Consider the following 24,646-nt stretch of genomic DNA (forward strand, 5'->3'; position numbering starts at 1 on the left):
GCCCTCTATGGCTCTGATCTTCCGGTTCCGAACGTCAAACGGGCCGGCCCTGAGTTTGTAACGTGTACGGGGTTTTGAAATGGCAATGAACGAGAACTTTCCCGGTTTCTCGCTCGATAGCGGGGGCAAGATGAAACAGAAGAGCTTTGCTCTTCATCCGCTGCATGAGGCGGCGATGCGATTGGCGGACCTCGGTCTCAGCCGTTCGCGCTCGCGCAACAAGACGAAAGACCTGATCGGCGTTCTGCTCTGCCACGGCGCGCGCGCCTGGCGCTACGCGCAGCCGGAGGCTCATATTCATCTGCATATCACTGCGCCGACCGGCCGTGCGCCGATCATGATGCGGCTGCGTTAAAGCAAACCAAGTTCGGAAAGTTCCCGCCGCAGATCGGCGGGCAATTCGGCTGCCGCGCCGAGACTATCGAGATCGCGCGGCACGTCGTCCTGCGGCAGATACCGCCAGCCCTGAAACGGACGCCTCGGCTGCCCTGTCGTCTCGACAACGCTCGGGTCGAGAATAAGCCGGCAACGCTGAATACCATCAGCATCGGTGAAGCTCTCGATACCTAGCAATTTCTGCCTTGCCTGCACCTGTCCCTTGATCACCCAATAGAGCGAGCCGCCGTCCAACAGTTCCTCGATCCGCTTCGGCACCATGCGCGTCGTATGGGTCGTGTGCGGCTCCAGTCCTGCAGCGATGGCGTTCATCGCCCGCTCGGAGACCCATTCGCGCAGATCATCCAGCGAATCCGCGCCGACGCACAATTTGATGAGATGCAAAGCCATAGTGCCGTTGAAGTCCTTTTGACCGGCAGCGTCAAGCTTTTAGATCAGGCGTCCACACTCAGCATTCCACGACGTTAACCGCCAGACCGCCGGTGGAGGTTTCCTTATATTTCTCGCTCATGTCGTGACCCGTCTGACGCATGGTTTCGATGCAGGCGTCGAGCGGCACGAAATGCTGGCCGTCGCCCTTGATGGCGAGCGAGGCAGCAGTGACTGCCTTGACCGCGCCGAGAGCGTTTCGTTCGATGCACGGAACTTGCACCAGTCCGGCGACCGGATCGCAGGTCATGCCAAGATGATGTTCCAGCGCGATTTCTGCGGCATTCTCGATCTGTTCCGGCGTCGCACCCATCACGGCGGCAAGCCCGGCCGCCGCCATCGCAGCCGCCGAACCGACCTCGCCCTGACAGCCGACTTCGGCGCCGGAAATCGAGGCATTATGCTTGATGATGCCGCCGACGGCGGCAGCCGTCAGAAGATAGTTGCGAATGCCGTCCTGATCCCAATCCTCATGGAAATGCTGATAGTAGCGGATCGTAGCAGGAATGACGCCTGCCGCGCCATTGGTCGGCGCTGTGACGACGCGGCCGCCGGCAGCATTCTCTTCATTGACGGCCATGGCGTAAACACTCAGCCAGTCATTGGCGAGCAGCGGATTGATGCGGTTGCTGCGCCACTCTTGCTGCAGCTTGTCGTGAATGGCGCGTGCGCGCCGGCGGACCTTCAGGCCACCCGGCATGATGCCATCGACCTTGAGGCCGCGATCGATACAACTGCTCATGGCCGCCCAGATGCGGTCAAGACCGGCATCCAGTTCCTCGGCGCTCATGCGCGTCTCTTCATTGGCGCGCTTCATCTGCGCGATGGAAAGGCCGGAGCGCTCCGACATTTCAAGCATCTGCTTGGCGGTGGCAAAGGGGAAAGGAATCCGTTCGCCCGCTGCAGCCGGCTTTTTCCGATCGGCTTTCATCTGCTCCAATTCGGTATCGGTGACAACGAATCCGCCGCCGACGGAATAATAGATGCGCTTCAGGAGCAGCCGATCATCCCGGTCGAAAGCAGAAAAACTCATGCCGTTGGCATGGCCCGGGAGAGGCACCTTCTTGTCGAAGATCAGATCGGTCTTCGGCTGGAATTGATAGGTCGGATGACCTGGCGGCGTGATGCGCCCGCTGCGCTCGACCTCGTCGATGATGCCATCCATATGGTCGGGATCGACGCTGTCAGGCTTTTCGCCCATCAGGCCGAGGATGACGGCCCTGCCCGTGCCGTGGCCGATACCCGTATGCGCCAGCGAACCATGCAGGCTGACCTTGATCGACTCAACATGTACATTCGAAGACGGTCGCGGCCACTCGTTCGACAGCAAGAGGTCCAAGAAGCGATTCGCGGCCGACATTGGGCCCATCGTGTGCGAGCTGGACGGTCCCACACCGATCTTGAACACATCAAAAACTGAGAGAAACATGGACCTTTGGTGCCTCCAGGCAAATCGATTTCCCGCAAGGCTACGCTATCGCGGCAAGCTTGCACGGTGATTGGCCGACATCGGATTTCATGGCAGCGACATTACATATAGGCATTCGAGAAGCAAACAGAAGGCCATTGCGCGCGGCTCGCGCTGAGCTACAGTCCACATGGTATTGATCTGGAGAACCTGCCTTTATGACGACTGCCGACTATGTCGCCCTCGCCCTTTTCATCTTTCTCTGGGTCGCACTGAACTGGATCACCAGCAGCGCCAGCTTCTTCAATCGCATCAGCCTGACGCGGGCAATGAACGAGCGCCGCCGCGAGTGGATCTATAATTCGCTGCGCCGCGATCTGAAGATGATCGACACGCAGATCCTCGCCGGCCTGCAGAACGGCACCGGCTTCTTTGCCTCCACATCGATTTTCGCCATCGGCAGCTGCTTTGCGCTTCTCGGCGCCACCGACAAGATCAACGCCTTCTTCTCGGACATGCCCTTCATTCTCAACGGTGGTCGCACGGCCTTCGAAATCAAGGTGGCCGGGCTTGCCTGCCTCTTTGGCTATGCCTTCTTCAAATTCGGCTGGGCTTACCGCCTGTTCAACTATTGCACCATTCTCTTCGGCTCCCTGCCGATGCGCGAAGATGCCATTCTCGATCCGCTGGCCGCGGAGAGAGCCGCCGAGCGCGTGGTGCGTATGAACATCATTGCCGCGCGCAATTTCAATGCCGGCCTCAGGGCAATCTTCCTGTCCATCGGTTATCTCGGCTGGTTCCTGAGCCCCTATGTCTTCATGGCGACGACGATTTTCATCATCGTAGTGCTGATCCGCCGTCAGTTTTTTTCCGACGCCCGTCTGGCCATCATGGATGGCGATATGTCATGACAAGGCCGCGTCGGCCCATACCGCTGCAAAGACTTGAATTCATGCCTGGAAGGACTCAGTAATGGCCGCCATCGCCGCGAGCGCCGACGTTCCGCAAAAGACGCCTCGCATCGGCATTCTGGATACGGCGCGCGGTGCTGCCCTGCTCGCCATGGCGAGCTATCATGGCACCTGGGATTTCGAATTCTTCGGCTATCTTGATTCTGGTACGGCGGAAACCGGCTGGCTGAAGCTCTATGCCCGCGCCATTGCCAGTACCTTCCTGTTCCTAGCTGGCTTCAGTCTCGTGCTTGCCAATACGCCGGAAATTCGCTGGCGGTCCTACTGGCGACGGCTGGGCATGATTGTCGCCGCAGCCGCTGCAATCTCACTCGTCACCTTCATTGGTATGCAAGACGAATGGATCTTCTTCGGCATCCTGCACGGCATCGCGGCGGCGAGCCTTATTGGCCTCCTGTTCCTGCGCCTGCCCGCATTCCTGACGCTTTTGGTCGCGGCATTGCTCACCGTCGGCATCGTGATCGACAACGTCATCGCGCCTCTCTCGCTGCATTCAACGTTCTTCGACACGCCGTGGCTATGGTGGGTCGGGCTTTCGGAAAATATCCAGCGCTCGAACGACTATGTGCCGCTCTTCCCGTGGCTAACGCCATTTTTGTTCGGCCTCGGCATCGCGCAATTGGCAACCTCTCTCGGCTGGCTGAAGCAGCTCGCAAAATTCGGGCCCGGCCGCAATCTCGTCGCCCGCGCCGGCCGTCACAGCCTGATCTTCTATCTGGTTCATCAGCCGGTGCTGTTTGGCCTCGTCTATCTTCTATCGCTCGTCGCTCCTGCCCCGCCGCAAGACCCAACGGTTGGCTATATCAGGCAATGCGTGGCCTCTTGCACCCGGTCGGGCAGCGAAGCCATGTGCCGCAGCTTCTGCCAATGCACACTCGATAAGTTACAGGCCCAGAATCTTTTCAAACCATTGCAATCCGGAGCGATCAAAGCAGATAGCGATGAACGTGTAAGCCGAATCGCGATACAATGCACGGATGAAGCGCAATGACAGGGTTATTCTATGAATGCCTATCGTTCGAAGTCGCTGAGTTTTCCGTGGCCGCCGCTGCTCTATAGCTTGGCCGTCATAGCGGCGCTGTCTCTGCAGCGGCTGTATCCTCTGCCTTTGCCCTTCATCTGGGCGCTGGTTTCGTGGGTGGTCGGCGCGCTCTTGACCGCCTTTGCGGTGACGTTGAATGTCTGGGCCGTCAAAACGTTGATGGAGCGCCGCACCACCATTCTGACCCAGCGCTGCAGCGCGCATCTCGTGACCTCCGGCCCCTTTCGCTTCACCCGCAATCCAACCTATCTCGGCTATACCCTGCTGACTGCAGGCCTCGGCCTACTGATCGGCAATCTCTGGTTCCTGGCGATGGCGGCAGTGGCAGCCGCCTTGACGACGTTGCTCGTCATCCGCTGCGAGGAGATGCATCTCCTCTCGCGATTCGGCTGCGAATTCGAATTTTATTGCAAACGGACACGGCGTTGGTTGTAAATTCCAACAACCTACGTTTGATTAATTTGATAATTGTGTGCGCATCGTGCCAACCCATCCTGGCAATGAGGCGAATATCTTGGAGTTTGATGTTTGGCCGATCACGCTGATGAGTACCCAACGATTGCTGTTTGCCGTTCGAAGCGGTTCTACTATCTCATCGCCGCCACTTGCTGTGTCATACTCTCTCATGGATCATTGCGATTTATAGAAATTCTGGTCGCCGGCGAGCCGGCGTTAGACCATGAAATCCGCATTCTGATTTGGCTGACGACGTTTATCCTCTTCGCGAGTGCCGCCACCTATACGATATCCCGTATGGATTGGAGCAAGATCGTGCTGATAATTTCGCGAGAAGGCATATCGGCACCCGGGATTATATTTAGGATTCTGCCTTGGGCGAAGATAAAGAGCGTCCGAGTAGAGGCAAGTGGCCAATATCGCCTGTTTAAAGAGGTTATCTTGATATTGGATGGTAGCGAAAGCGCACCTCATCTCACCGACTCCGTAAAAGCCGCTCGAACTGATCTGCTCCGAATAACTTTTGAGGCAAACCATCTGCAAAACATATCCGCCGACCAATTGGCAGATACGATAAGACGCTACAAAGCAGCCTTCGATGAGTCGGCGGCCAATGACGAGCAAAAGTTCATTCGCTCCTCCGCCTGGACCGGCCTAGCAGACGATTAACGGAAATTCAAACGGCAAGCCAATTGCCGGCCTCCTTACAAGATGACAAAAAAGCTCGGACAATGCGAATAAAGCAAAGGTAGATTGATCACGTTCCAACGCCGATTTCAGCCAGGCGCCCCAGGCAGGCTTCCTCGACATTGTCGAGCTCGCTCAGGGTATCGTCGATATCCTTGCGCTTCTGACGCAGCTCGTCGCGCTTCTCATCGACGCGCTTCATCAGCAGCTTCAGCTGGCCGATCTCGCCCGGAGGCTCCTTGTAGACCTGTATGATCTCGCGAATTTCGGCAATGGTGAAGCCAATGCGGCGGCCGCGCAGAATTTCCATGATCAGACGCCGGTCGGCCGGGCGAAATAGGCGCGTTCGGCCCCTGCGCTCAGGATGAATGAGGCCCTCGTCCTCATAGAACCTCAACGTTCGGGTCGAAACCCCGAATTCCCGAGTGAGCTCCGTTATGCTATAGTATCCGTCGACCAAGAATCCGCCCCTAATCTGCTGGTCAGCATAATATTGACTTTTACGTAATAGTCAATTTTGACGGGTTGCCGTCAGTTTTCGACCTGCCAGTGCGGCACCAAATCATAGGCTCACAAGGCCTGAGAGGACGAAATTTCCCGTAAATTCGATGGGAATCGTCATAGAGACAGCAGACGCCTTGGCCATTCGAATGCACGAATCAATGCGATGGGAACGCGGCCACCAAGGCGGTGGCATTGCCATCATCTTCCCCTTACCCTGGCAGCCTCCTACCCATGTCCTCCATTTCCGCTAGAGAGTGCCGTGTCGGTCCGTCCCATCATCCGCTTTCCCGATCCGCTATTGCGAACCCCCTCCACCACCGTGACCGCTTTCGATGACGATCTGCGGATGCTTGTCGATGATCTGTTGGACACCATGCGGGCCGCGCCTGGCGTCGGCATCACCGGCCCGCATATCGGCGTCCTCAAGCGGGTCGTCGTGATCGAACTCAGCCGCGAGGATGGCGTGCGCATCTATATCAATCCGGAAATTCTATGGTCGTCGGCGGAAACCATGCGGCATACCGAGGGTAGCGTTTCCATGCCCGGAGCGACGGAGGAGATCGTCAGACCGAAATCGATCCGCTTTCGCTATCGGGATATCGCCGGCGAAACCCATGAAGCGGAGGCGCATGACTTTCTGGCCATCTGCATTCAGCACGAGATTGACCAGCTTGACGGCATTTTCTGGCTGCAGCGGCTCTCCAAGCTCAAGCGCGACCGACTGGTGAAGAAATGGGAGAAGATGCAGCATTGATATAAGCAAACAGAAACGGGCGCCCAAAGGCGCCCGTTCTGCAAGAGGTTGGATCCGCAATCAGCCCTTGAGCTTGGTATTGCAGAGGCTGTAATAGCCGCCGCCCTTCTGGATCCACTTCAGGCCGCCGAGCGAATTGCTGGCCTTGGCGGCGTTATAGGCGTCGACGCAGGTGTGGAAGCGGCCCTTGCCGGGCGTCTCGGTAGCATATTTCGGGTCGACCTTTGCGGGGAAGGTTACGCCGGCCGGGGCAGCCGTGGTCGGCTTTGCCGGTTCTGCTGCCGGCGGCTTGGTAGCATCGGGCTCGTTGGCGTCGACCTTGGCTGCCGCAGTGGTCTTCGCCGGCTTGGCAGGCGTCGTAGCCGCTGGTGCAGTGGTTGCGGGAGCGGTGGTCGTGGTGGCGCTGGCGTCCGCGCTGCACTGCGTTGTGCGGAAGTCATTCCACTTCTGGCCGTTCAAGGTACCAGCAGTTTTGGCAGCCTGATATTTGGCGCTGCACTCTTTCATGGTTAGCGCAGAAGCCGAAGAAGCGAGGCCCATCGAGCCTACAACTGTGAGAGACGCAAAAGACATCAACAGAATGGCACGACTTGTCATTGGCATTTCCTCCGCTCTATGACGAATGTCGAAACTATTAATCGTATCGTCCCCGCCGATTGTCAATCGACACGCGATCTGGGGGCGACGGAAGACACCATATGCGGACGAACATGAACGCAAACTGTACAAAAATAGCTATCGAAAAGAGTGACTTGACTGAAGCAGCAATCCTGGATGGCGGTTCATCGCTGTGTTGAGGTCAGCCGGAGACGGAAGAATCGATGGTGCCGATTCACATTGCAATTTTACTTCCGTCATTCGCAGATCAGCGATGCGCTTGGGCAAGGGCGATCGCAGACGAAATACAACCTATCGTGAGCTTCGGCCTTGAAGTGCGGGCACCTCGCCCTAGTTTCCGTTATGCAGTTCCCCTCTCTATGCCCTGGATGCTCTCCCTTCCAGGGCATTTTTCTTTCAGACGTTTTTTCTGGTAGATAAGGCCGTCGAGAGACAACGCACCAAAAGATTCGCCACAGCGCTCAAATGAGTATAGCCTTATATCACCGTTGGCTACCGAACCCGTAGGCGCTAGCGGCTGAGAGAGGTAATTACTCTCGCCTGCAGAGGTCAAGGAGTTGCCCGCATGACCTCGCATGATACTGGCGACAATATCCTAAGCGATCAGAAACTGCATGATCTTCTCAAGGCAGAAGACAGGATCGATCTTTTGGAGAAATCGAAACGCTTCGTTCCGAATGACTCGGAAGTACCGATGGTAGAGGACGCCGAAGAGCGCTCCTGCGAGTTCTAGCAGTTTTCGCCATCAAATCGGACAGGTCGTTTGACCTGTCCTGCTCAGCACTAAAATTCATCGCAACATCCGGCATCGTCTTCGGACGATCGCCGATCACTTTCAGGCGTCATTGACAGTTTCGCCGAAGACCTGTTCGAACGCCTCGCGCAGGCGCATATCGACATCCGCCATCATGACCGGCAAGCCGAGGTCGACGAGACTGGTGACACCATAGGCCGAAATTCCGCAAGGAATGATGCCGGTGAAATGCCCGAGATCGGGGTCGACGTTCAGCGAAAGGCCGTGAAACGTCACCCATTTGCGCACGCGGATGCCGAGCGCCGCGATCTTGTCCTCTGACACGGTGCCGTCAGCCAGAGTGGGCTTCTCCGGGCGCCTGACCCAAACGCCAACTCGATCCTCTCGCCGCTCGCCACGCACATTCATCGAATCAAGCGTGCGGATGATGACCTCCTCGAGCGCGCCGACGAAGGCACGGATATCCTGCCGCCGACACTTGAGGTCCAGCATGACATAGGCGACGCGCTGACCTGGCCCGTGATAGGTATATTCACCCCCGCGTCCAGTCGCAAAGACCGGGAATCGATCCGGTTCGATCAGATCGGCAGCATCAGCGCTGGTGCCCGCCGTATAGAGCGGAGGATGTTCGACCAGCCAGACGAGCTCCGGCGCCTGCCCTTCGGCAATCGCGGCTACCTCCGCCTCCATGGTGGCAACCGCCTCCTCATAAGGCACGAGACCGTCGCTGATCCGCCAGCGGACGGGCGGCGTACCTTGAACGGGAAACATCTGGTGAGAAAGTTCGGTGCGAAGCATATGGCAGTCCTTTGCGCGCCGCAGGCCGCATGTGTGGAAATCCTGCGCGCCGACGGGTTGTCCACATATGGCGTCATTCGAGCGGGAATTCAAACATGTAAGGCGTTTCGGCAGCATTCGCACATGTCAGATCGGAGGAGCTGTGAAGGAATTTAAAAAAACTGACATATCGCTCTTGTGCCCCCCGAATGCTTTTGCTACATGCAGCCGCGCCGGAGCAATCCGGCCTACCACGATGCGGTCGTGGCGGAATTGGTAGACGCGCAGCGTTGAGGTCGCTGTGGGGCAACCCGTGGAAGTTCGAGTCTTCTCGACCGCACCAAAAACCCGGCTTTGGCCGGGTTTTTTGTTTTTAAAACAATGCGTAGCTAACGCTTGCTTCAGTACCACATTATCTTGCACGCCATCGTCCGCCTGCTGACGACACGCGAACCGATCAAAGCGTCGGGAATATTGCCATGCTGCCCCCGTTACCCACACAAGTTACTCGCGAAATTCATGCCGAGAGGTAGTTCGCCTACCCTGATGGGCCGGAACAGCCGTCGTATTTCCCTGATCACTTGACTTCGCGCCCCTCTCTGGCACCGTGAAACTCTTCAGACAGGGGGAAGATGAATGACACCGGAGCGCTTTTCAGAATGCCTTTTGCATATACGCTGGACGCCCATCAATCTGGCGAGCGCTCTGCAATGTGACCTGTCATGGGTGGAGGCGCTGGAAGCTGGAAATGCCAAAGTCCCGGAAGGGTTGGCGGAATGGCTGGAAACCCTAGCGCAATGCCATGAGAAAGCCGGCGTTCCTACCACCTATCGCGGCCGTGGACACGACTGAGATTGAAGCAGACGAGACGAGCTGGGGAACGATGGCAGTCCGGAAATGGCGACACTTCATTCCAAACGGAGGGATTGGAAATGAATGATGATTTTCGCTTGAAGCTTATCAAAATCAGAGGCGAAAAGATCGCCCATCGCAACGAACTGCTGGCGATGAAGATGCAGGGCATTGACGCGAAACAGATCGGAGAGGTCATCGATCTCGACGACATGATCGCCCGTGAACAACTCGCGATCGACACCCTCGACGATACGATTGCCCGATTAAGCTAGAAGTACTTAAGCCCGCGCCACGTCGAGGGAAGCCGCGCTCAATGCGCCACATCCTTGCTCAGATTGCGCAGCCTGATCTGATGGTCGAGGCGTTCGAGCTGCTTTGTTGTCGTCTCTATCAGCCGACCGACCTCCTGATAGGCGGTGCGCAGCCGCGATAGCTCGTTCTTCACGGCTTCAAGGGCGCGCTCATCGCTGTCCTCTCCGGGTCCGTCACCCGATCCGGTCATCAACCATGCCGGTGAAACATCGAAAAGAGCTGACATCTTGGCCAGCGCGGAGGGGTTGGGTTCGGCGCGATCGGATTCCCACGCGAGCATCGTCTCCTCGCTGACGCCAAGCTGTCCGGCCAGCGTTTCGAGGCTGATTCCCGCGGCATCGCGAGCCATTGACAGGCGTCCGCCAAGCGTATCGCCGCCTTCATCCGAAAAAACGGTCGTCTCTTGTTCTGGTTTGAACATCGGTGCGATCCCTTTCCTGGTCGCGCCAGCAATTTTTCGCCGCGCAGTCATGTTTTAGCCGGTTCCAAAGCTCCAGATAGGTCTAAGGGCGTCATCTCGCCAGGGAGATCTGTCCCATTTGGAAAAGTACGGCATTTGCGGATGGCTGCCACCGCATCTTGCAACCTGCTTTCAAGCGCGTCTTGCTTGCATGTTTGTCCTGTGTTTGAAGTTGACGCATGCCCCTCTCTTCCGCCGTTTCCACGCAGCAAAATCCGCTTAGAGGCATGACGATCATGGCAAGCGCCATGATCCTTCTGCCGACGATGGATGCGATCGCCAAGTACATGGCGAGTTTTGAAGGCATGTCGCCGGGCCAGGTGACGTTCTATCGCTTCTTCTTCCAGCTTGTGTGCATGCTGCCGCTCCTTGCGACCGCAGCCGGGCGGTCAGCCTTTTCGGCGAAGCGCCCATGGATGAACCTTTTACGCGGCGCGCTGCATGGCGCCGCGAGCCTACTCTTTTTCGCCGCGGTCAAATACATGCCGCTTGCCGATGTCTTCGCGATCTATTTCGTCGAGCCCTTCATGCTGACGGCGCTTTCCGCCTTGTTTCTTGGCGATAAAGTCGGCTGGCGGCGGTGGCTGGCGATCGTCATTGGCTTCGGCGGCGCAATGATCGTCATTCAGCCGAGTTTTGCGATCTTTGGCTTGAAGGCGCTGCTGCCGGTCGCCTGTGCATTTCTCTATGCGCTCTATCTTTTCATGAACCGCGCTGTCGGCGAGGCGGACTCACCGTTGACGATGCAGATCATGGCGGGTCTCGGCGGCACCGTGTTCATGGCCGTGGCTCTGTTTGCCGGCTCGTCAGCCGGTATTGCGGATTTTGAGCCGTCCCTGCCCGCCTCGGCGCTCGGACTGATGCTTCTCCTGATTCTCGGTTCGATTTCAGGCTACGCCCATATGCTCGTCGTCAGAGCCTTCCGGCTGGCGCCACTGTCGCTGCTTGCTCCATTCCAGTATTTCGAGATCATTTCCGCCACCGTTCTCGGCTACGCAATCTTCGGCGATTTTCCCAATCTTTCCAAATGGATCGGCATTGCCATTATCGTCGGCTCGGGCCTCTTCATCATCTGGCGGGAGCGTATGCAGTCGAGTTTGGAAAAAACGACGTAAGCGCGGACATGTTGCGCATGGACCAGGCAAGCAATTTATGGCTAAAACACTGACTGAATAGAGTAGTTGGGCGGAGATTGCATGTTCAAGAAAATCCTCATCGCAAATCGCGGCGAGATTGCCTGCCGCGTGATCAAGACTGCGCGCCGCATGGGCATCCTCACGGTCGCCGTCTATTCCGATGCTGATCGGGATGCTCTTCATGTCGAAATGGCGGATGAATCAGTCCATATCGGTCCCGCTCCCGCTGCCGAAAGCTATCTCGTCGCCGACAAGATCATCGCTGCCTGCAAGCAGACAGGCGCAGAAGCGGTTCATCCAGGTTACGGCTTCCTCTCAGAGCGCGCCTCCTTCTGCGCGGCACTGGAGAAGGAAGGCATCGTCTTCATCGGCCCGAAGCCAAAGGCGATCGAAGCCATGGGCGACAAGATCGAATCGAAGAAATTCGCCAATGCGGCCAAGGTTTCCACCGTTCCGGGCCATCTCGGCATCATCGATGATGCCGAGATGGCCGAAAGAATCGCCGCCGAGATCGGCTATCCTGTCATGATCAAGGCGTCCGCCGGCGGCGGCGGCAAGGGCATGCGCATCGCCTGGAGCAAGGACGAAGTGCGCGACGGTTTCGAGCGCGCCCGTTCGGAGGCGAAAAGCTCGTTCGGCGACGACCGCGTCTTCATCGAAAAATTCGTAGTCGACCCCCGACATATTGAAATCCAGGTATTGGCCGACGCTCACGGAAATGTCGTCTATCTCGGCGAGCGCGAATGCTCCATCCAGCGCCGGAACCAGAAGGTCGTCGAAGAAGCGCCCTCGCCTTTCCTGGACGAAGCGACGCGCAAGGCCATGGGCGAACAGTCCGTGGCGCTCGCCAAGGCCGTCGATTACCAAAGTGCCGGCACGGTCGAATTCATCGTCGATCGCGACAGGAATTTCTATTTCCTCGAAATGAACACCCGCCTGCAGGTCGAGCATCCGGTCACGGAGCTTGTCACCGGCATCGATCTCGTCGAGCAGATGATCCGTGTTGCAGCCGGCGAGAAGCTGCCGTTCAAGCAGGCGGATATTAAGCTCAACGGCTGGGCCATCGAAAGCCGCCTCTATGCGGAAGATCCCTACCGCAACTTCCTGCCCTCGATCGGCCGCTTGACGCGCTATCGTCCGCCGCGTGAAGGTAAGACCGAGACATCGGTCGTGCGCAACGATACCGGCGTCTTCGAGGGCGCCGAAATCTCCATGTATTACGATCCGATGATCGCCAAGCTCTGCACCTGGGCTCCGACGAGGCTGGAGGCGATCGAAGCGATGGGCGCAGCCCTGGATGGCTTTGTCGTCGATGGCATCGAGCACAATATGCCGTTCCTCTCGGCTCTGATGAAGCATCCGCGCTGGCGCGAAGGCCGCCTCTCCACGGGCTTCATTGCCGAGGAATATCCCGACGGCTTTGCGCCGGTGACGCCGGACGAGGACCAAACCGCTTTGCTGTCGGCAATCGCCCTTTCCTGCAGCCTGATCGAATCCAACCGCCGCGAGCGCTATGCCGACCGGCTGCGTCCAGCCGCCGCGCCGCTGCGGGAGAGCTGGGTTGTCAAGCTTGGTGCCGACTATCTGCCTGTGACGTTGCTTGAGGGCATGGTGACCATTCCCTTCGAGATGGACATGCAGATCGGCACCCGAATCGTAACTGTCGCGACCGACTGGCGTCCCGGCGATTCGGTATGGGCCGGCACCGTCGGCGGCCGCAAGCTGACAGCCCAGATCCGTACCGTGCTCAATGGTCTGCGCATCGATTGGCAGGGCATTTCCGTCCGGACCAGGGTGTTTACGCCGCGTCAGGCCGAACTCGACAAGCTGATGCCGGTCAAATTGCCGCCGGATACGTCGAAGCTCTTGCTCTGCCCCATGCCGGGCTTGGTCGTCGCGATTGCCGTCGCCGAGGGACAGGAAGTCAAGGCAGGCGAAACACTGGCCATTGTTGAGGCGATGAAGATGGAAAATGTCCTGCGAGCCGAACGCGATCTGGTCATCGGCAAGATCAACGCCAAGCCGGGCGAAAGCCTCGCCGTTGACGCCGTGATCATGGAATTCACCTGATCGAGAAGCTTCGCCATCGCAGCCATGTGGAAAAAGCCGCGCGGCGATTGCTCGGCTAAAACATGATAATTGCGACGCTAAGTGTCTGATTTTGGCTTGAGCCGCCCCATATGCCCATGCCAATGTCGGGCGGACCAAATCATAGCAGGAAGGGACGAGATCATGGACGTAAGAGCAGCAGTCGCGGTTGCGGCTGGCAAGCCGCTTGAGGTGATGACGGTTCAGCTTAAGGGGCCGAGAGCCGGCGAAGTGCTGATCGAGGTCAAAGCAACCGGCATCTGCCATACCGATGATTTCACGCTCTCGGGTGCCGATCCGGAAGGCTTGTTTCCGGCGATCCTCGGCCATGAGGGCGCCGGCATCGTCGTCGATGTCGGTCCGGGGGTGACCTCGGTGAAGAAGGGCGATCACGTCATTCCGCTTTATACCCCCGAATGCCGCGAATGCCCGTCCTGCCTCTCGCGCAAGACCAATCTGTGCACCGCGATCCGCGCGACCCAGGGCCAGGGTCTGATGCCGGATGGCACCTCGCGCTTCTCGATCGGCAAGGACAAGATCCATCACTATATGGGCTGCTCGACCTTCGCCAATTATACCGTGCTGCCGGAGATTGCCGTCGCCAAGGTCAATCCCGACGCCCCCTTCGACAAGATCTGCTATATCGGCTGCGGCGTCACCACAGGCATCGGTGCGGTCATCAACACCGCCAAGGTGGAGATGGGTGCAACGGCGATCGTCTTCGGCCTCGGCGGCATCGGTTTGAACGTCATCCAGGGCTTGCGGCTTGCCGGCGCCGACATGATCATCGGTGTCGATCTCAACAATGACAAGAAGGAATGGGGCGAGCGCTTCGGCATGACGCATTTCGTCAATCCGAAGGAGGTCGGCGACGACATCGTGCCCTATCTCGTCAACATGACCAAGCGCGGGGCCGACCAGATCGGCGGCGCCGACTATACCTTCGACTGCACCGGCAACACCAAGGTGATGCGCCAGGCGCTGGAAGCCAGCCATCGCGGCTGGGGCAAGTCGGTGGTCATCGGCGTTGCCGGCGCCGGCCAGGAGATCTCGACGCGTCCGTTCCAGCTCGTCACCGGCCGCTCGTGGATGGGCACGGCCTTCGGCGGCGCGCGTGGCCGCACCGATGTCCCGAAGATCGTCGACTGGTACATGGAAGGCAAGATCGAGATCGATCCCATGATCACCCACACCATGCCCCTCGAAGACATCAACAAGGGTTTCGAACTCATGCATTCCGGCGAAAGCATCCGTAGCGTCGTCCTGTATTGACGGTAAAAGCCACTTGGCAAGATGTATGCGGCGCATGAGAAAATCGCCGCATATAACTGAAAAGATTTGATATCATGATTTATGTCGATGCCGACGCCTGCCCGGTCAAGCCGGAAATCCTGAAGGTTGCCGAACGCCACGGCATCGAGGTGACCTTCGTCGCCAATTCGGGATTGCGGCCGTCGCGCGACCCGATGGTGCACAACGTCATCGTCTCCAATGCCTTCGATGCCGCCGACAACTGGATCGCCGAGCATGCCGGTGCCGGAGATATCGTCGTCACCGCCGACGTGCCGCTCGCGGGCCGTTGCGTTGCGACCGGCGCGCTGGTGACGGGACCAACCGGCCGCGTCTTCGATAAGACCAATATCGGCATGGCGACCGCCATGCGCGACCTCGGCGCACATCTTCGCGAAACCGGCGAAAGCAAGGGCTACAACGCCGCCTTCTCGCCGCGTGACCGCTCCAACTTTCTCGAAACTTTCGACCGGCTCTGCCGGCGTTCAAAAGCCAATCAAACGCCTGGAGGCCAGCCGTGAACATCATTTCCCAGAACACCGCCTTCGGCGGCATGCAGGGTGTCTTCTCGCATGAGTCCGAAGCCTGCAAATGCGAGATGACCTTTGCCGTCTTCGTGCCGCCTCAGGCCGTCAAGGAGCCTCGACCGGTTCTCTGGTATCTTTCCGGCCTCACCTGCACCCACGCCAATGTCATGGAAAAGGGCGAATACCGCCGCATGGCCGCCGAGCTTGGCATGATCATCGTCTGCCCCGACACCAGCCCGCGCGGCAATGACGTGCCGGACGAGCTCACCAACTGGCAGATGGGCAAAGGCGCCGGCTTCTATCTCGACGCCACCGAGACGCCCTGGGCCGAAAACTATCAGATGTACACTTACATCACCGAGGAACTGCCCGCTCTCATCGCCAGGCAATTCCGCGCCGACATGAGCCGTCAGGGCATCTTCGGCCATTCCATGGGCGGCCATGGCGCCATGACGATCGCGTTGAAAAACCCGGACCGCTTCAAGAGCTGCTCCGCTTTTGCTCCCATCGTACAGCCGTCGACAGCCGATTGGTCCGCCCCTGCGCTGGAGAAATATTTGGGCAGCGACAAGGCCGCATGGCGCTGCTATGACGCCTGTGCGCTCGTCGAAGACGGCGCCCGCTTCCCCGAATTCCTCATCGATCAGGGCAAGGCCGACAGCTTCCTCGAAAACGGCCTGCGCCCCTGGCTGTTCGAAGACGCAATCAAGGGCACGGATATTAGCCTGACGCTGCGTATGCACGAGCGCTACGATCACTCCTACTATTTCATCTCCAGCTTCATGGACGATCACCTGAAGTGGCATGCCGAACGGCTGGAAAAGTAAAGGTAGTACGATCGCCTTGAAATAGGCAGTCGGCAAAGGCATATAGGAAGCACGCAGACGACTGCGGCGGCCGACATCCAAAATCGGCCGTAGACATCGCGGGGACGGCCTCGCTCTTAACAAAGGAGCGTAAAATGGCTTGGTTCGTGCTTTTCCTCGCAGGCTTGTTTGAAATCGGCTGGGCCGTCGGCCTGAAATATACCGACGGGTTCACCCGGCTGGTGCCGACTGTTCTCACCGTCATCTCCATGGTCATCAGTGTCGTGCTTCTCGGTCTGGCCGTAAAGACCCTCCCCATGGGCACGGCCTATGCGGTCTGGACCGGTATCGGTACCGTCGGCACAGTACTGCTCGGCATATGGCTGCTCGGCGATCCCGCAACCTTGGTTCGACTACTCTGCATCGGCTTGATCGTTGCAGGCATCGCCGGTCTCAAGCTTACCGCCTGACTGAGATCATCGGCGCTGGCGATTGTCCAGCGCCCAGCTTCCCGGTCCGGCGAACACCAGAAACAGGAAGATGAAGCAGAACAGGATCGCCCCGTCTCCCTGATTGTTGGCCGGGAAGAAGTCGATCTGCATATGCACCATGAAGTAGGCTATCGCCATTTCACCGCTCAGGAGAAAGGCGATCGGCCGGGTGAAAAGTCCAAGCAGGATCAGCACACTGCCCACGAGCTCGATGATCCCAGCCACGAAGAACAGCGTCGTGATTTCGTAAGGCGCCGGCGGAAAGCCGAAGACCTTTTGCGTGCCATGTTCGATGAACAGCAGCGCAGTTATGATTCGCAGAATTGCAAGGGCTGCAGGCTGGTAGGGCGACAAGCGCTCGGAAAATGACATGAGGATCTCCGTTCGATAGGGGATGCGAAGGAGATCCTGTCAGAAGTGCTCTCGTTTCGCTGATTTACGAAGTAAACACGCGAGAGACGAATTTATTCGCCGGACCCGGCAATTCAACCGAGTCCGACGGAGAGGCTGGTTACTTCTTGTTGTTGTCGATCGCCAGCAGGCCCGGGCCTGCGAAGATCAGGAACAGGAAGACGAAGCAATAGAGGATCGCCGCGTCACCGCCGTTGTTGGCCGGGAAGAAATTCTTCGGATAATGCGCCATGAAATAGGCGACCGCCATGTTGCCGCACAGAATGAACGCGACCGGACGGGTAAAGAAGCCCACGATCGTTGCCAATCCACCGATAACTTCAAGGATACCCTGAACCAGAAGCAAGGTCGGCAGCGGGCTTGGGAACTGACCGCCGAGCGGAAAGCCAAACAGCTTCTGCAAGCCGTGTTCGATGAACAACGCGCCGGTGACGACGCGCAAGACAGTAAGAGCATAGGGCTGATATTGATTCAGCCGATCGGAAAGCGCCATGTTAAACTCCAGTTTTAACTCCCCCACGAGGAAGCAATAGTGCGCACGACCGGGAACGTGAAAACACGGCTTCTGACGTCGGATCAATTTTCCGTGTGATATCCGTGACGTGTTGTCACGGACTCAAAGGGGGATATTGTCGTGCTTCTTCCAGGGATTGGTCAGATCCTTGTTGCGCAACATTCTGAGACCCTGGGCCAGCCGGCGCCGGGTCGAGCGCGGCATAATCACCTCGTCGATGTAACCGCGCTCCGCGGCAACGAAGGGCGACAGGAAACGGTCTTCGTACATCTTCGTATGAGCCGCGATCTTCTCCGGATCGGCGATATCCTTGCGAAAGATGATCTCTACGGCACCCTTGGCGCCCATGACGGCGATCTGCGCCGTCGGCCAGGCATAGTTGAGGTCGCCGCGCAGATGTTTCGAGGCCATGACGTCATAGGCGCCGCCGAAGGCCTTGCGGGTGATGACCGTCAGTTTCGGCACGGTCGCTTCTGCATAGGCGAATAGCAGCTTGGCGCCGTGCTTGATCAGGCCGCCGTATTCCTGTGCCGTTCCCGGCAGGAAGCCCGGCACGTCGACGAAGGTGACGATCGGGATATTGAAGCAATCGCAGAAACGCACGAAACGCGCAGCCTTCCGCGACGCGTCGCTGTCGAGCACTCCGGCAAGCACCATCGGCTGATTGGCGACAAATCCGACCGTGGCGCCCTCGATGCGGCCAAAGCCACAGACGATGTTCTTGGCGAAGCTTTCCTGGATTTCGAAGAAATCGCCCTCGTCCGCCACCTTCAGGATCAGTTCCTTGATGTCGTAGGGCTTGTTGGCATTGGCTGGGATCAGCGTATCGAGCGAATTATCCGGTGCCGTCACCGACTGATAGCACTCGATCTCCGGCACCGCGGCCGTGTTCGACTGCGGCAGGAAATCGATGAGACGGCGCACCTGCAGGAGCGTGTCGACATCATTGTCGTAGGCGGCATCCGCAATCGAGGATTTCGTCGTGTGCACGGAGGCACCGCCGAGCTGCTCGGATGTCACGGTCTCGTTGGTAACGGTCTTCACCACATCCGGCCCGGTGACGAACATATAGGAGGTGTCGCGAACCATGAAGATGAAGTCGGTCATGGCTGGAGAATAGACGTCACCGCCGGCGCAGGGGCCCATGATGACGGAAATCTGCGGAATGACGCCGGAGGCCAGTACGTTGCGCTGGAATACCTCAGCGTAACCGCCGAGTGCGGCCACGCCTTCCTGGATGCGGGCGCCGCCGGCATCGTAGATTCCGACAATCGGCGCCCGGTTCTTTAGCGCCATGTCCTGCACCTTGGTGATCTTTTCCGCATGTGCTTCTGAAAGAGATCCACCGAAGACTGTGAAATCCTTGGCAAAAATGAAGACAGTTCGTCCGTTGACCGTGCCCCAGCCGGTCACGACGCCGTCGCCGGCAATCTTGCTCTTGTCCATGCCGAAATCGGTCGAGCGATGCTCGACGAACATATCGAACTCTTCGAAAGAGCCCTCATCGAGGAAGATATCGATGCGCTCACGAGCCGTCAGCTTGCCGCGGGCGTGCTGTGCGTCGATGCGCACCTGCCCGCCGCCGAGCCTTGCAATCTCGCGACGGCGTTCCAGTTCCTGCAGGATTTCCTTCATGCGGCCCTCTCTCCATCATCGCTCGGGCTTAGCATGGCGCGAGCCCTGTTTGAAGCTGTTGGCTTAGTTTGCGAGCCGTGGTGTGTTCAGCGAAAAGATGGAACGAACCCGCGCGGCGATGTCTTCCGCCATTAGCTCATCGGCGGTGGCAGGATCAGGAGCGACAGTTCTGGTCTCGAACGATGCCATGGCAATCACAGCGCCGCCATCGGCTGCCGCAGCATCGATATTGATCTTGGCGCTGCTGCGGTCGCGATTGAAGCCGCGTGCCTTGCGCACGTCGCTCAGTCGGACTGTGATGGCAACCTGTGGCAATTGCGGACCGAAGCTCGTAGCGGCGATCGCGGCGTTGACACGATCATTGACGGCTGCAACCAGTGCCGGCGACACCGGCGGCAGTGCTTGATCGGCGACGACGGTTGCGCTGCGCACGGCATAGGTTGGAGGCGGAGGATCCACGGACCAGCTCGAGCAAGCGGCCAATGCCAGACTTCCCACGAGCGCCGGTATGGCTCTCGGCCTCCACAACAACATGATCCCTGCCCCGACTTTCGAATTTGCAAGATATGCAGATCGATATAAAGGACTGGAAATCAACAATATTCAACTGCGAAGCGCGGAAAAAACCGCGGCCGCGGCCTGAAACTCCTCAAAACGTTGTGCACGACGCTGCTCGGCTTCGTCGTCGCTGCCCCAATGCTCGATTGTCCAATCCTCGTCGAGATGAGCGAGCGACCAGACCTCGGCAAGCGGCAGGAAACCTTTCGCAAAGGCCAGCGCCAGGATCGCCGAACCGGTCAGAGTCGTGATCGTGTGCAAGCTCGCGAGTTCCATCGGTGTGTCGAACTCGTGCAAAGCAGCGGCGAAAGCCGCGATAGCCTCTTTAGGCTGTTCCTGGTGCATGACGCCTTCGGCCAGGATGAAGCGGGCACCTAGGTCGCGCGCTGCCCATTCGATCACCGGATTCCAGCGCTCCGACTGCCGCTCGACGAGCCGCTCGGGACCGTCGGCGCGGTAGCAAAGCAGATCGCTGCCGGAGAAGCGGACGATTTCGTCGAATACGGCCTGGCTCTCCGTCGCAACGCCATCGATGGCGGTATTGACGAGGCGCGTCACAGGCATGCTCGCGGGATCGATCACGTCAACCTGACGCGCCCATTCTGCGGCCACCAGCTTGGCAAGTGCTTCTGTCGGCAGGGCCAGCGAATACCGCGCCGGCGTCTTCACTACTTTGCCATCCAGAGCGATGGCATGACCGCCCTCCTCCGCGCAGATCGCCACATCCTTATAGAAGCGTTTCGGCAACGGCTTCTTCATTTGGATCTGAGCACGGCGGATCGGATCGGGATGGCTGAGACCTTCGGAAAGATCGTTCAACAGGTCGCGCATGGCGTCACCTCAGAGAATATGGCTCAACAAATCGTTCGGATGGTGGGCGATGGCATCGGCGCCTGCTGCCAGCAGCTCCTCGACCGAAGCATAGCCCCAGGCAACGCCGATGGCAGTCGCACCCGCCGACTTCGCCATCTGCATGTCGTAGATGGCGTCACCGATCACGATCGTATCGTGCGGATCCATGCCAGTCTCGTCGCAGCATTCCGTGACCATCGCCGGATGCGGCTTGGACGGGCAGTCGTCGGCGGTGCGTGAGACAATGAAATAGGGCGCGAAGTCGTTGACCTCAAGGATATGGGTCAGGCCGCGACGGGATTTACCCGTCACTGCGCCGATCAGCAGTTCATCGCGGGCCGCAAGCGTCTCGATCAGCGGCTTGATGCCGTCGAAAAGCGGCGTCTGCATGTCGGCCTCGTCTCGCACCTCCGGAAAGATCGACTTGTAGTGCGCCGTCATGGCAATCGCTTCGTCGTCGACATGCGGCTTGCCCTGCAGGCGGGCAATGGCGATATCGAGCGTCAGGCCGATGATCGATTTCGTCGCAGAAACATCGGGGCGCTTATAGCCGAAGGCCACGAAGGTGCGCGCCATAACCTCATGGATCAGCCGCGCGCTGTCGACCAGCGTGCCGTCACAATCGAATAGGACCAGCTTCATTCGTCGTCCGGCTCCCCTGCCGATTCCATATCGAAACCGAGAAGGTTCCAGGTCTGAACCATATGCGGTGGCAAAGGCGCGGTGACGCGCAGGCGTCCGCCGCTCGGATGCGGGATGTCGATATGGCGCGCATGCAGATGCAGGCGCTTCTGGACACCGCCCGGAAAATCCCAGTTCGGATCGTCATCGAAATATTTGGGGTCGCCGATGATCGGATGGCCCATATGCAGCGCGTGGACACGCAGCTGGTGGGTACGGCCGGTATAAGGCTCCATTTCCAGCCAGGCTAGGCTCTGCGCTGCGGTCTCGAGCACGCGATAGTAGGAGATGGCGTGATCGGCGCCCTCTTCTCCATGCTTGGCGATGCGCATGCGGTCGCCATCGGCCGTCGCTTCCTTCACCAGCCAGGTGGAGATCTTGTCCTCATGCTTGCGCGGCACGCCCTTGACCAGCGACCAGTAGGTCTTCTTGGTATCGCGCTCGCGGAACGCAGCTGTCAGCTTCTGCGCTGCACCCCGGGTACGGGCAACGACGAGGACGCCTGACGTATCGCGGTCAAGACGATGCACAAGGCGCGGCTTCTCGCCTTTCTTGCTGGTCCATGCCTCGAGCATCTTGTCGATATGGCGCGTAAGGCCGGAACCGCCCTGCACGGCGAGGCCTGCCGGCTTGTTCAGGACATAGACCTTGTCGTCTTCATGCAGCAGCATGCGCGCAAGAAGTTCGGCGTCGCCGGAGTGCTTGAGGTCGTTGCTGGCAATAGGCCCGCCTTTCGGCCCTTTGGCGTCGACATCGAGCGGCGGCACGCGCACCACCTGCCCCGGCTGTACGCGGGCATCCGTCTTCACGCGGCCACCATCGACACGCACCTGGCCCGAACGCATCAGCTTTTGCAATTGTCCGAAGCCGAGCCCTGGAAAATGCACCTTGAACCAGCGGTCCAGGCGCATGCCGGCCTCGTCAGGCTCGACCTTAATATGCTCAATCCCGGCCATTCTTCTTCTTTCAAATACCGCGGCATGTCCCAAGCGTTGCCAAACCTGCGTTCGGCGGATCATGCAAATTCAAACGACAGGGCATCAGCCCCGCGGCGGGAGATTTCCCGGCCTTTTGACGTGGCTTTAGAGCATTTCGAGGAAAAGTGGAAACCGGAATTATACGGCAGGATAATTTTCTGGTTCAATTTCCCTGGGCCGATACCACGGGCAGATTGATGTCGACCATGCCTGCCTTGTCGAACATCAGCATCACGGGCACCGTGCCACCCTGCTTGAAAGGCGTCTTCACCTGCTTGAACATCATGTGCATCGTATTCGGCGCGAGCGTCACCGTCGCGCCGGCGGGAATGGCGATGCCGCCTTTCACCTCGCGCATCTTCATGATCTCGCCTTCCATTTTCATCTCGTGCAGCTCCACCTTGCCGGCGGCTGAAGAGGTGACAGAAGTGAGTTTGTCGTCGGTCTTGCCGGTATTGTGGATGGTAATATAGCCGCCACCGACCGGTTGGCCGGGAAGCATGGCGCGAACATAGCCGCCGCTGATATCGAGATCGCCAAGTTTGGCAGTCGCGGAGCCGGAAGGCGCCGCACCCGCATCCATGTGCATACCGGGCATGGATTTCATCGTGCCGGTGTCCTCAGCCATCGCTTCACTGGAAGGAAGCGAAAATGCGCCAATGGACATCAGCAATGCGGCTGCGTAGTTGCGGTTCATCTTTGTCTCCTGCCCGGCTCCTCAATCGATGAGAAGGGATAGCCTCTCCCATCTCTGTTGCAAAGGCCCGTATTCATTAGGAAACGCAGGATTGATCGGCGCGACAAAAATTTGTTCAGCGACGACATTTGCCCCTTGCCATCTTCCGCCGGGACCGGATAATGGCTGTCAACCTTGTTGGGAGAATCCGGCGCAAGCCGGTGCCGAAGGAGCAACCGCCCCGGAAACTCTCAGGCCAAAGGACCAGCAAGGGGCAGACGGAACTCTGGAGAGAAGCGCGCAAGCGTTCGCCGAAGGGATAACAATCTCAGGCAAACAGACAGAGGGGGCTCATCGTCAGGCGCAACCGCGCCGAAATTGTGAGCTCTGCGCTTCGAAACGAGCGCAAAACCCGGAGGCGTCATTTGGACGAGACCGCTGCCCTCAAGACTACCCCCCTTCATGCCCTGCATGTGTCCCTCGGCGCCCGCATGGTGCCGTTCGCAGGCTACGACATGCCGGTGCAATATGCCCCCGGCGTGCTGAAAGAACATCTTTGGACGAGATCTTCTGCAGGCCTGTTTGACGTGTCGCATATGGGTCAGGTGACGATCCGCGCACGCTCAGGCAAATATGAGGATGCGGCCCTGGCACTGGAAAGCCTGGTGCCGGTCGATATTCTCGGTCTCGCTGAAAATCGCCAGCGCTATGGCTTCTTTACCGACGACAAGGGCGGCATCCTCGACGATCTGATGATCGCCCACATGGACGACTATCTTTTCGTCGTCGTCAACGCTGCCTGCAAGGAACAGGATTTCAAGCATCTTCAAGAGCATATCGGCGATAGCTGCGAAGTTACCTTACTTGATCGCGCCCTCATTGCCCTGCAGGGACCTCGCGCCGTCGACGTGCTTGCCGAGCTCTGGGCCGATATCGCCCATATGAAATTCATGGACGTGCGCCATTGTCGCCTCCACGATGTCTCCTGCCTCGTCTCGCGCTCCGGCTATAGCGGCGAAGACGGTTTCGAAATCTCCGTCCCGGCCGATAAGGCCGAGGATATCGCCAAGCGGCTGCTGGAGCACCCGGATGTACAGCCGATCGGCCTCGGCGCCCGTGACTCGCTGCGCCTGGAGGCCGGCCTCTGCCTTTATGGCAACGATATCGACCAGACGACGACGCCGATCGAAGGCGCACTCGAATGGGCGATCCAGAAGGCCCGCAAGACCGGCGGTGTCCGCGCCGGCGGCTTCCCCGGCGCAACCCGCATCCTCGGCGAACTCGATGGCGGCACCACGCGGCGCCGCGTCGGCCTGAAGCCGGAGGGCAAGGCACCGGTGCGCGGCCATTCCAAGCTTTATGCCGATGCCGAAGGCAAGACGGAGATCGGCGAAGTCACCTCAGGTGGTTTCGGTCCTAGCGTCGAATCCCCGGTTGCCATGGGCTACGTGCCGACCGAATTCACGGCCCCCGGCACCGCCATTTACGCTGAAGTGCGCGGCAAATATCTGCCCGTCGCCGTCAGCGCCCTGCCTTTCATCAAACCCACCTACAAACGCTGAACGTCTTTTCCAGAGAGGA

The 24,646-nt window shown here is 58.8% G+C and carries 30 protein-coding genes, 1 tRNA gene and 1 riboswitch; of the genes, 17 read left to right on the forward strand and 14 right to left on the reverse strand.

Features of this window, described 5'->3' with window-relative positions; translation table 11 throughout:
- Window positions 1-79 precede the first annotated feature (79 nt).
- Window positions 80-355 carry a hypothetical protein gene (locus AC13RE_RS01845; RefSeq protein ID WP_132716636.1) on the forward strand — a complete coding sequence of 92 codons (276 nt, stop codon included), beginning with the start codon at window positions 80-82 and terminating at the stop codon, window positions 353-355.
- Here the strand turns inward: AC13RE_RS01845 and AC13RE_RS01850 are convergent.
- Both AC13RE_RS01850 and AC13RE_RS01855 read right to left on the reverse strand, forming a co-directional pair.
- Window positions 352-786: a DUF1489 family protein gene (locus AC13RE_RS01850; protein ID WP_488561752.1), complete on the reverse strand. Its 435-nt coding sequence runs from the start codon at window positions 784-786 to the stop codon at window positions 352-354. The two genes, AC13RE_RS01845 and AC13RE_RS01850, sit on opposite strands and share 4 nt — an antisense overlap.
- 58 nt (window positions 787-844) lie before the next feature.
- Complete coding sequence (locus tag AC13RE_RS01855) at window positions 845-2,254, reverse strand: L-serine ammonia-lyase (protein ID WP_132716637.1); 1,410 nt, start codon at window positions 2,252-2,254, stop codon at window positions 845-847.
- Between the two features lie 197 nt (window positions 2,255-2,451).
- Between AC13RE_RS01855 and AC13RE_RS01860 the strand changes: the two genes are divergently transcribed.
- From AC13RE_RS01860 to AC13RE_RS01875, 4 genes are all read left to right on the forward strand, one after another.
- Entirely contained in the window at window positions 2,452-3,144 is a 693-nt protein-coding gene (locus AC13RE_RS01860) for a DUF599 domain-containing protein (protein ID WP_488561753.1), read from the forward strand.
- 61 nt (window positions 3,145-3,205) lie between these two features.
- A complete protein-coding gene (locus AC13RE_RS01865) occupies window positions 3,206-4,195 on the forward strand; it encodes a heparan-alpha-glucosaminide N-acetyltransferase (protein WP_488561754.1) in 990 nt (329 codons plus the stop codon).
- Window positions 4,196-4,207: 12 nt separating this feature from the next.
- Complete coding sequence (locus AC13RE_RS01870; RefSeq protein ID WP_488561755.1) at window positions 4,208-4,681, forward strand: methyltransferase family protein; 474 nt, start codon at window positions 4,208-4,210, stop codon at window positions 4,679-4,681.
- A gap of 93 nt (window positions 4,682-4,774) precedes the next feature.
- On the forward strand, window positions 4,775-5,371 hold the full coding sequence (locus tag AC13RE_RS01875) for a hypothetical protein (RefSeq protein WP_488561756.1): 597 nt from the start codon (window positions 4,775-4,777) through the stop codon (window positions 5,369-5,371).
- Between the two features lie 88 nt (window positions 5,372-5,459).
- Here the strand turns inward: AC13RE_RS01875 and AC13RE_RS01880 are convergent, their stop codons facing one another.
- Window positions 5,460-5,849 (reverse strand): MerR family transcriptional regulator, encoded by a 390-nt coding sequence (locus tag AC13RE_RS01880; protein ID WP_069612249.1) that lies wholly within the window; start codon window positions 5,847-5,849, stop codon window positions 5,460-5,462.
- A gap of 303 nt (window positions 5,850-6,152) precedes the next feature.
- Here AC13RE_RS01880 and AC13RE_RS01885 point away from each other — a divergent pair, with 303 nt between their 5' ends.
- Window positions 6,153-6,647, forward strand: coding sequence for a peptide deformylase (locus AC13RE_RS01885; RefSeq protein WP_488561757.1), 495 nt, complete (start codon window positions 6,153-6,155; stop codon window positions 6,645-6,647).
- Between the two features lie 60 nt (window positions 6,648-6,707).
- On the opposite strand, the gene AC13RE_RS01890 is transcribed toward AC13RE_RS01885, so the two are convergent.
- Window positions 6,708-7,244, reverse strand: a complete 537-nt coding sequence (locus AC13RE_RS01890) for a hypothetical protein (protein WP_041677455.1) — start codon at window positions 7,242-7,244, stop codon at window positions 6,708-6,710.
- Between the two features lie 586 nt (window positions 7,245-7,830).
- Between AC13RE_RS01890 and AC13RE_RS01895 the strand changes: the two genes are divergently transcribed.
- On the forward strand, window positions 7,831-7,998 hold the full coding sequence (locus AC13RE_RS01895; RefSeq protein ID WP_165915193.1) for a hypothetical protein: 168 nt from the start codon (window positions 7,831-7,833) through the stop codon (window positions 7,996-7,998).
- A 102-nt stretch (window positions 7,999-8,100) separates the two neighbouring features.
- Here AC13RE_RS01895 and lipB read toward each other — a convergent pair whose 3' ends face one another.
- The gene (lipB, locus tag AC13RE_RS01900; protein WP_488561758.1) at window positions 8,101-8,817 is read right to left on the reverse strand and encodes a lipoyl(octanoyl) transferase LipB; all 717 of its coding nucleotides are present in this window, start codon (window positions 8,815-8,817) and stop codon (window positions 8,101-8,103) included.
- A gap of 237 nt (window positions 8,818-9,054) precedes the next feature.
- On the opposite strand from lipB, the gene AC13RE_RS01905 reads away from it, so the two are divergent.
- From AC13RE_RS01905 to AC13RE_RS01915, 3 genes are all read left to right on the forward strand, one after another.
- Window positions 9,055-9,139, forward strand: a tRNA-Leu gene (locus tag AC13RE_RS01905).
- Window positions 9,140-9,432: 293 nt separating this feature from the next.
- On the forward strand, window positions 9,433-9,648 hold the full coding sequence (locus AC13RE_RS01910) for a hypothetical protein (RefSeq protein WP_015339986.1): 216 nt from the start codon (window positions 9,433-9,435) through the stop codon (window positions 9,646-9,648).
- A gap of 80 nt (window positions 9,649-9,728) precedes the next feature.
- Window positions 9,729-9,923, forward strand: a complete 195-nt coding sequence (locus AC13RE_RS01915) for a hypothetical protein (RefSeq protein ID WP_015339987.1) — start codon at window positions 9,729-9,731, stop codon at window positions 9,921-9,923.
- 38 nt (window positions 9,924-9,961) lie between these two features.
- Here the strand turns inward: AC13RE_RS01915 and AC13RE_RS01920 are convergent, their stop codons facing one another.
- A complete protein-coding gene (locus AC13RE_RS01920) occupies window positions 9,962-10,384 on the reverse strand; it encodes a helix-turn-helix domain-containing protein (protein ID WP_112339000.1) in 423 nt (140 codons plus the stop codon).
- A gap of 218 nt (window positions 10,385-10,602) precedes the next feature.
- Here AC13RE_RS01920 and AC13RE_RS01925 point away from each other — a divergent pair, with 218 nt between their 5' ends.
- The 6 genes from AC13RE_RS01925 (at window position 10,603) to sugE (ending at window position 16,740) form a co-directional block, all read left to right on the forward strand.
- Window positions 10,603-11,538, forward strand: a complete 936-nt coding sequence (locus AC13RE_RS01925) for a DMT family transporter (RefSeq protein WP_488561759.1) — start codon at window positions 10,603-10,605, stop codon at window positions 11,536-11,538.
- Between the two features lie 81 nt (window positions 11,539-11,619).
- Window positions 11,620-13,629, forward strand: a complete 2,010-nt coding sequence (locus AC13RE_RS01930; RefSeq protein ID WP_488561760.1) for an acetyl-CoA carboxylase biotin carboxylase subunit — start codon at window positions 11,620-11,622, stop codon at window positions 13,627-13,629.
- Between the two features lie 162 nt (window positions 13,630-13,791).
- Window positions 13,792-14,919, forward strand: a complete 1,128-nt coding sequence (locus AC13RE_RS01935) for an S-(hydroxymethyl)glutathione dehydrogenase/class III alcohol dehydrogenase (protein WP_488561761.1) — start codon at window positions 13,792-13,794, stop codon at window positions 14,917-14,919.
- Window positions 14,920-14,993: 74 nt separating this feature from the next.
- Window positions 14,994-15,458, forward strand: coding sequence for a YaiI/YqxD family protein (locus AC13RE_RS01940; RefSeq protein ID WP_488561762.1), 465 nt, complete (start codon window positions 14,994-14,996; stop codon window positions 15,456-15,458).
- A complete protein-coding gene (fghA, locus tag AC13RE_RS01945; protein WP_488561763.1) occupies window positions 15,455-16,291 on the forward strand; it encodes an S-formylglutathione hydrolase in 837 nt (278 codons plus the stop codon). The genes AC13RE_RS01940 and fghA overlap by 4 nt, the downstream gene beginning before the upstream one ends.
- A 134-nt stretch (window positions 16,292-16,425) precedes the next feature.
- Window positions 16,426-16,740 carry a quaternary ammonium compound efflux SMR transporter SugE gene (gene sugE / locus AC13RE_RS01950; RefSeq protein ID WP_488561764.1) on the forward strand — a complete coding sequence of 105 codons (315 nt, stop codon included), beginning with the start codon at window positions 16,426-16,428 and terminating at the stop codon, window positions 16,738-16,740.
- 6 nt (window positions 16,741-16,746) lie between these two features.
- On the opposite strand, the gene AC13RE_RS01955 is transcribed toward sugE, so the two are convergent.
- The 8 genes from AC13RE_RS01955 to AC13RE_RS01990 all read right to left on the reverse strand — a co-directional run bounded on the left by AC13RE_RS01955 (window position 16,747) and on the right by AC13RE_RS01990 (window position 23,086).
- A complete protein-coding gene (locus AC13RE_RS01955; RefSeq protein ID WP_488561765.1) occupies window positions 16,747-17,133 on the reverse strand; it encodes a DoxX family protein in 387 nt (128 codons plus the stop codon).
- A 139-nt stretch (window positions 17,134-17,272) separates the two neighbouring features.
- The gene (locus AC13RE_RS01960; RefSeq protein ID WP_488483323.1) at window positions 17,273-17,665 is read right to left on the reverse strand and encodes a DoxX family protein; all 393 of its coding nucleotides are present in this window, start codon (window positions 17,663-17,665) and stop codon (window positions 17,273-17,275) included.
- A gap of 123 nt (window positions 17,666-17,788) precedes the next feature.
- Window positions 17,789-19,321 (reverse strand): acyl-CoA carboxylase subunit beta, encoded by a 1,533-nt coding sequence (locus AC13RE_RS01965; RefSeq protein ID WP_488561766.1) that lies wholly within the window; start codon window positions 19,319-19,321, stop codon window positions 17,789-17,791.
- A gap of 63 nt (window positions 19,322-19,384) precedes the next feature.
- The gene (locus AC13RE_RS01970) at window positions 19,385-19,780 is read right to left on the reverse strand and encodes a hypothetical protein (RefSeq protein WP_488483322.1); all 396 of its coding nucleotides are present in this window, start codon (window positions 19,778-19,780) and stop codon (window positions 19,385-19,387) included.
- 144 nt (window positions 19,781-19,924) lie between these two features.
- Window positions 19,925-20,710, reverse strand: coding sequence for an ATP12 family chaperone protein (locus tag AC13RE_RS01975; protein ID WP_488561767.1), 786 nt, complete (start codon window positions 20,708-20,710; stop codon window positions 19,925-19,927).
- A 9-nt stretch (window positions 20,711-20,719) separates the two neighbouring features.
- Window positions 20,720-21,373, reverse strand: a complete 654-nt coding sequence (locus AC13RE_RS01980; RefSeq protein WP_015340000.1) for an HAD-IA family hydrolase — start codon at window positions 21,371-21,373, stop codon at window positions 20,720-20,722.
- On the reverse strand, window positions 21,370-22,368 hold the full coding sequence (locus tag AC13RE_RS01985; RefSeq protein ID WP_488561768.1) for an RluA family pseudouridine synthase: 999 nt from the start codon (window positions 22,366-22,368) through the stop codon (window positions 21,370-21,372). Before AC13RE_RS01985 ends, AC13RE_RS01980 begins: the two co-directional genes overlap by 4 nt.
- Window positions 22,369-22,552: 184 nt before the next feature.
- Complete coding sequence (locus AC13RE_RS01990; protein WP_488561769.1) at window positions 22,553-23,086, reverse strand: copper chaperone PCu(A)C; 534 nt, start codon at window positions 23,084-23,086, stop codon at window positions 22,553-22,555.
- Window positions 23,087-23,254: 168 nt separating this feature from the next.
- Window positions 23,255-23,342, forward strand: a riboswitch (glycine riboswitch).
- 148 nt (window positions 23,343-23,490) lie between these two features.
- Here AC13RE_RS01990 and gcvT point away from each other — a divergent pair.
- Window positions 23,491-24,627 carry a glycine cleavage system aminomethyltransferase GcvT gene (gcvT, locus tag AC13RE_RS01995; RefSeq protein ID WP_488561770.1) on the forward strand — a complete coding sequence of 379 codons (1,137 nt, stop codon included), beginning with the start codon at window positions 23,491-23,493 and terminating at the stop codon, window positions 24,625-24,627.
- The last annotated feature ends 19 nt before the right edge of the window (window positions 24,628-24,646 follow it).

It is taken from the genome of Martinezella sp. CNPSo 3959, from assembly GCF_057784355.1.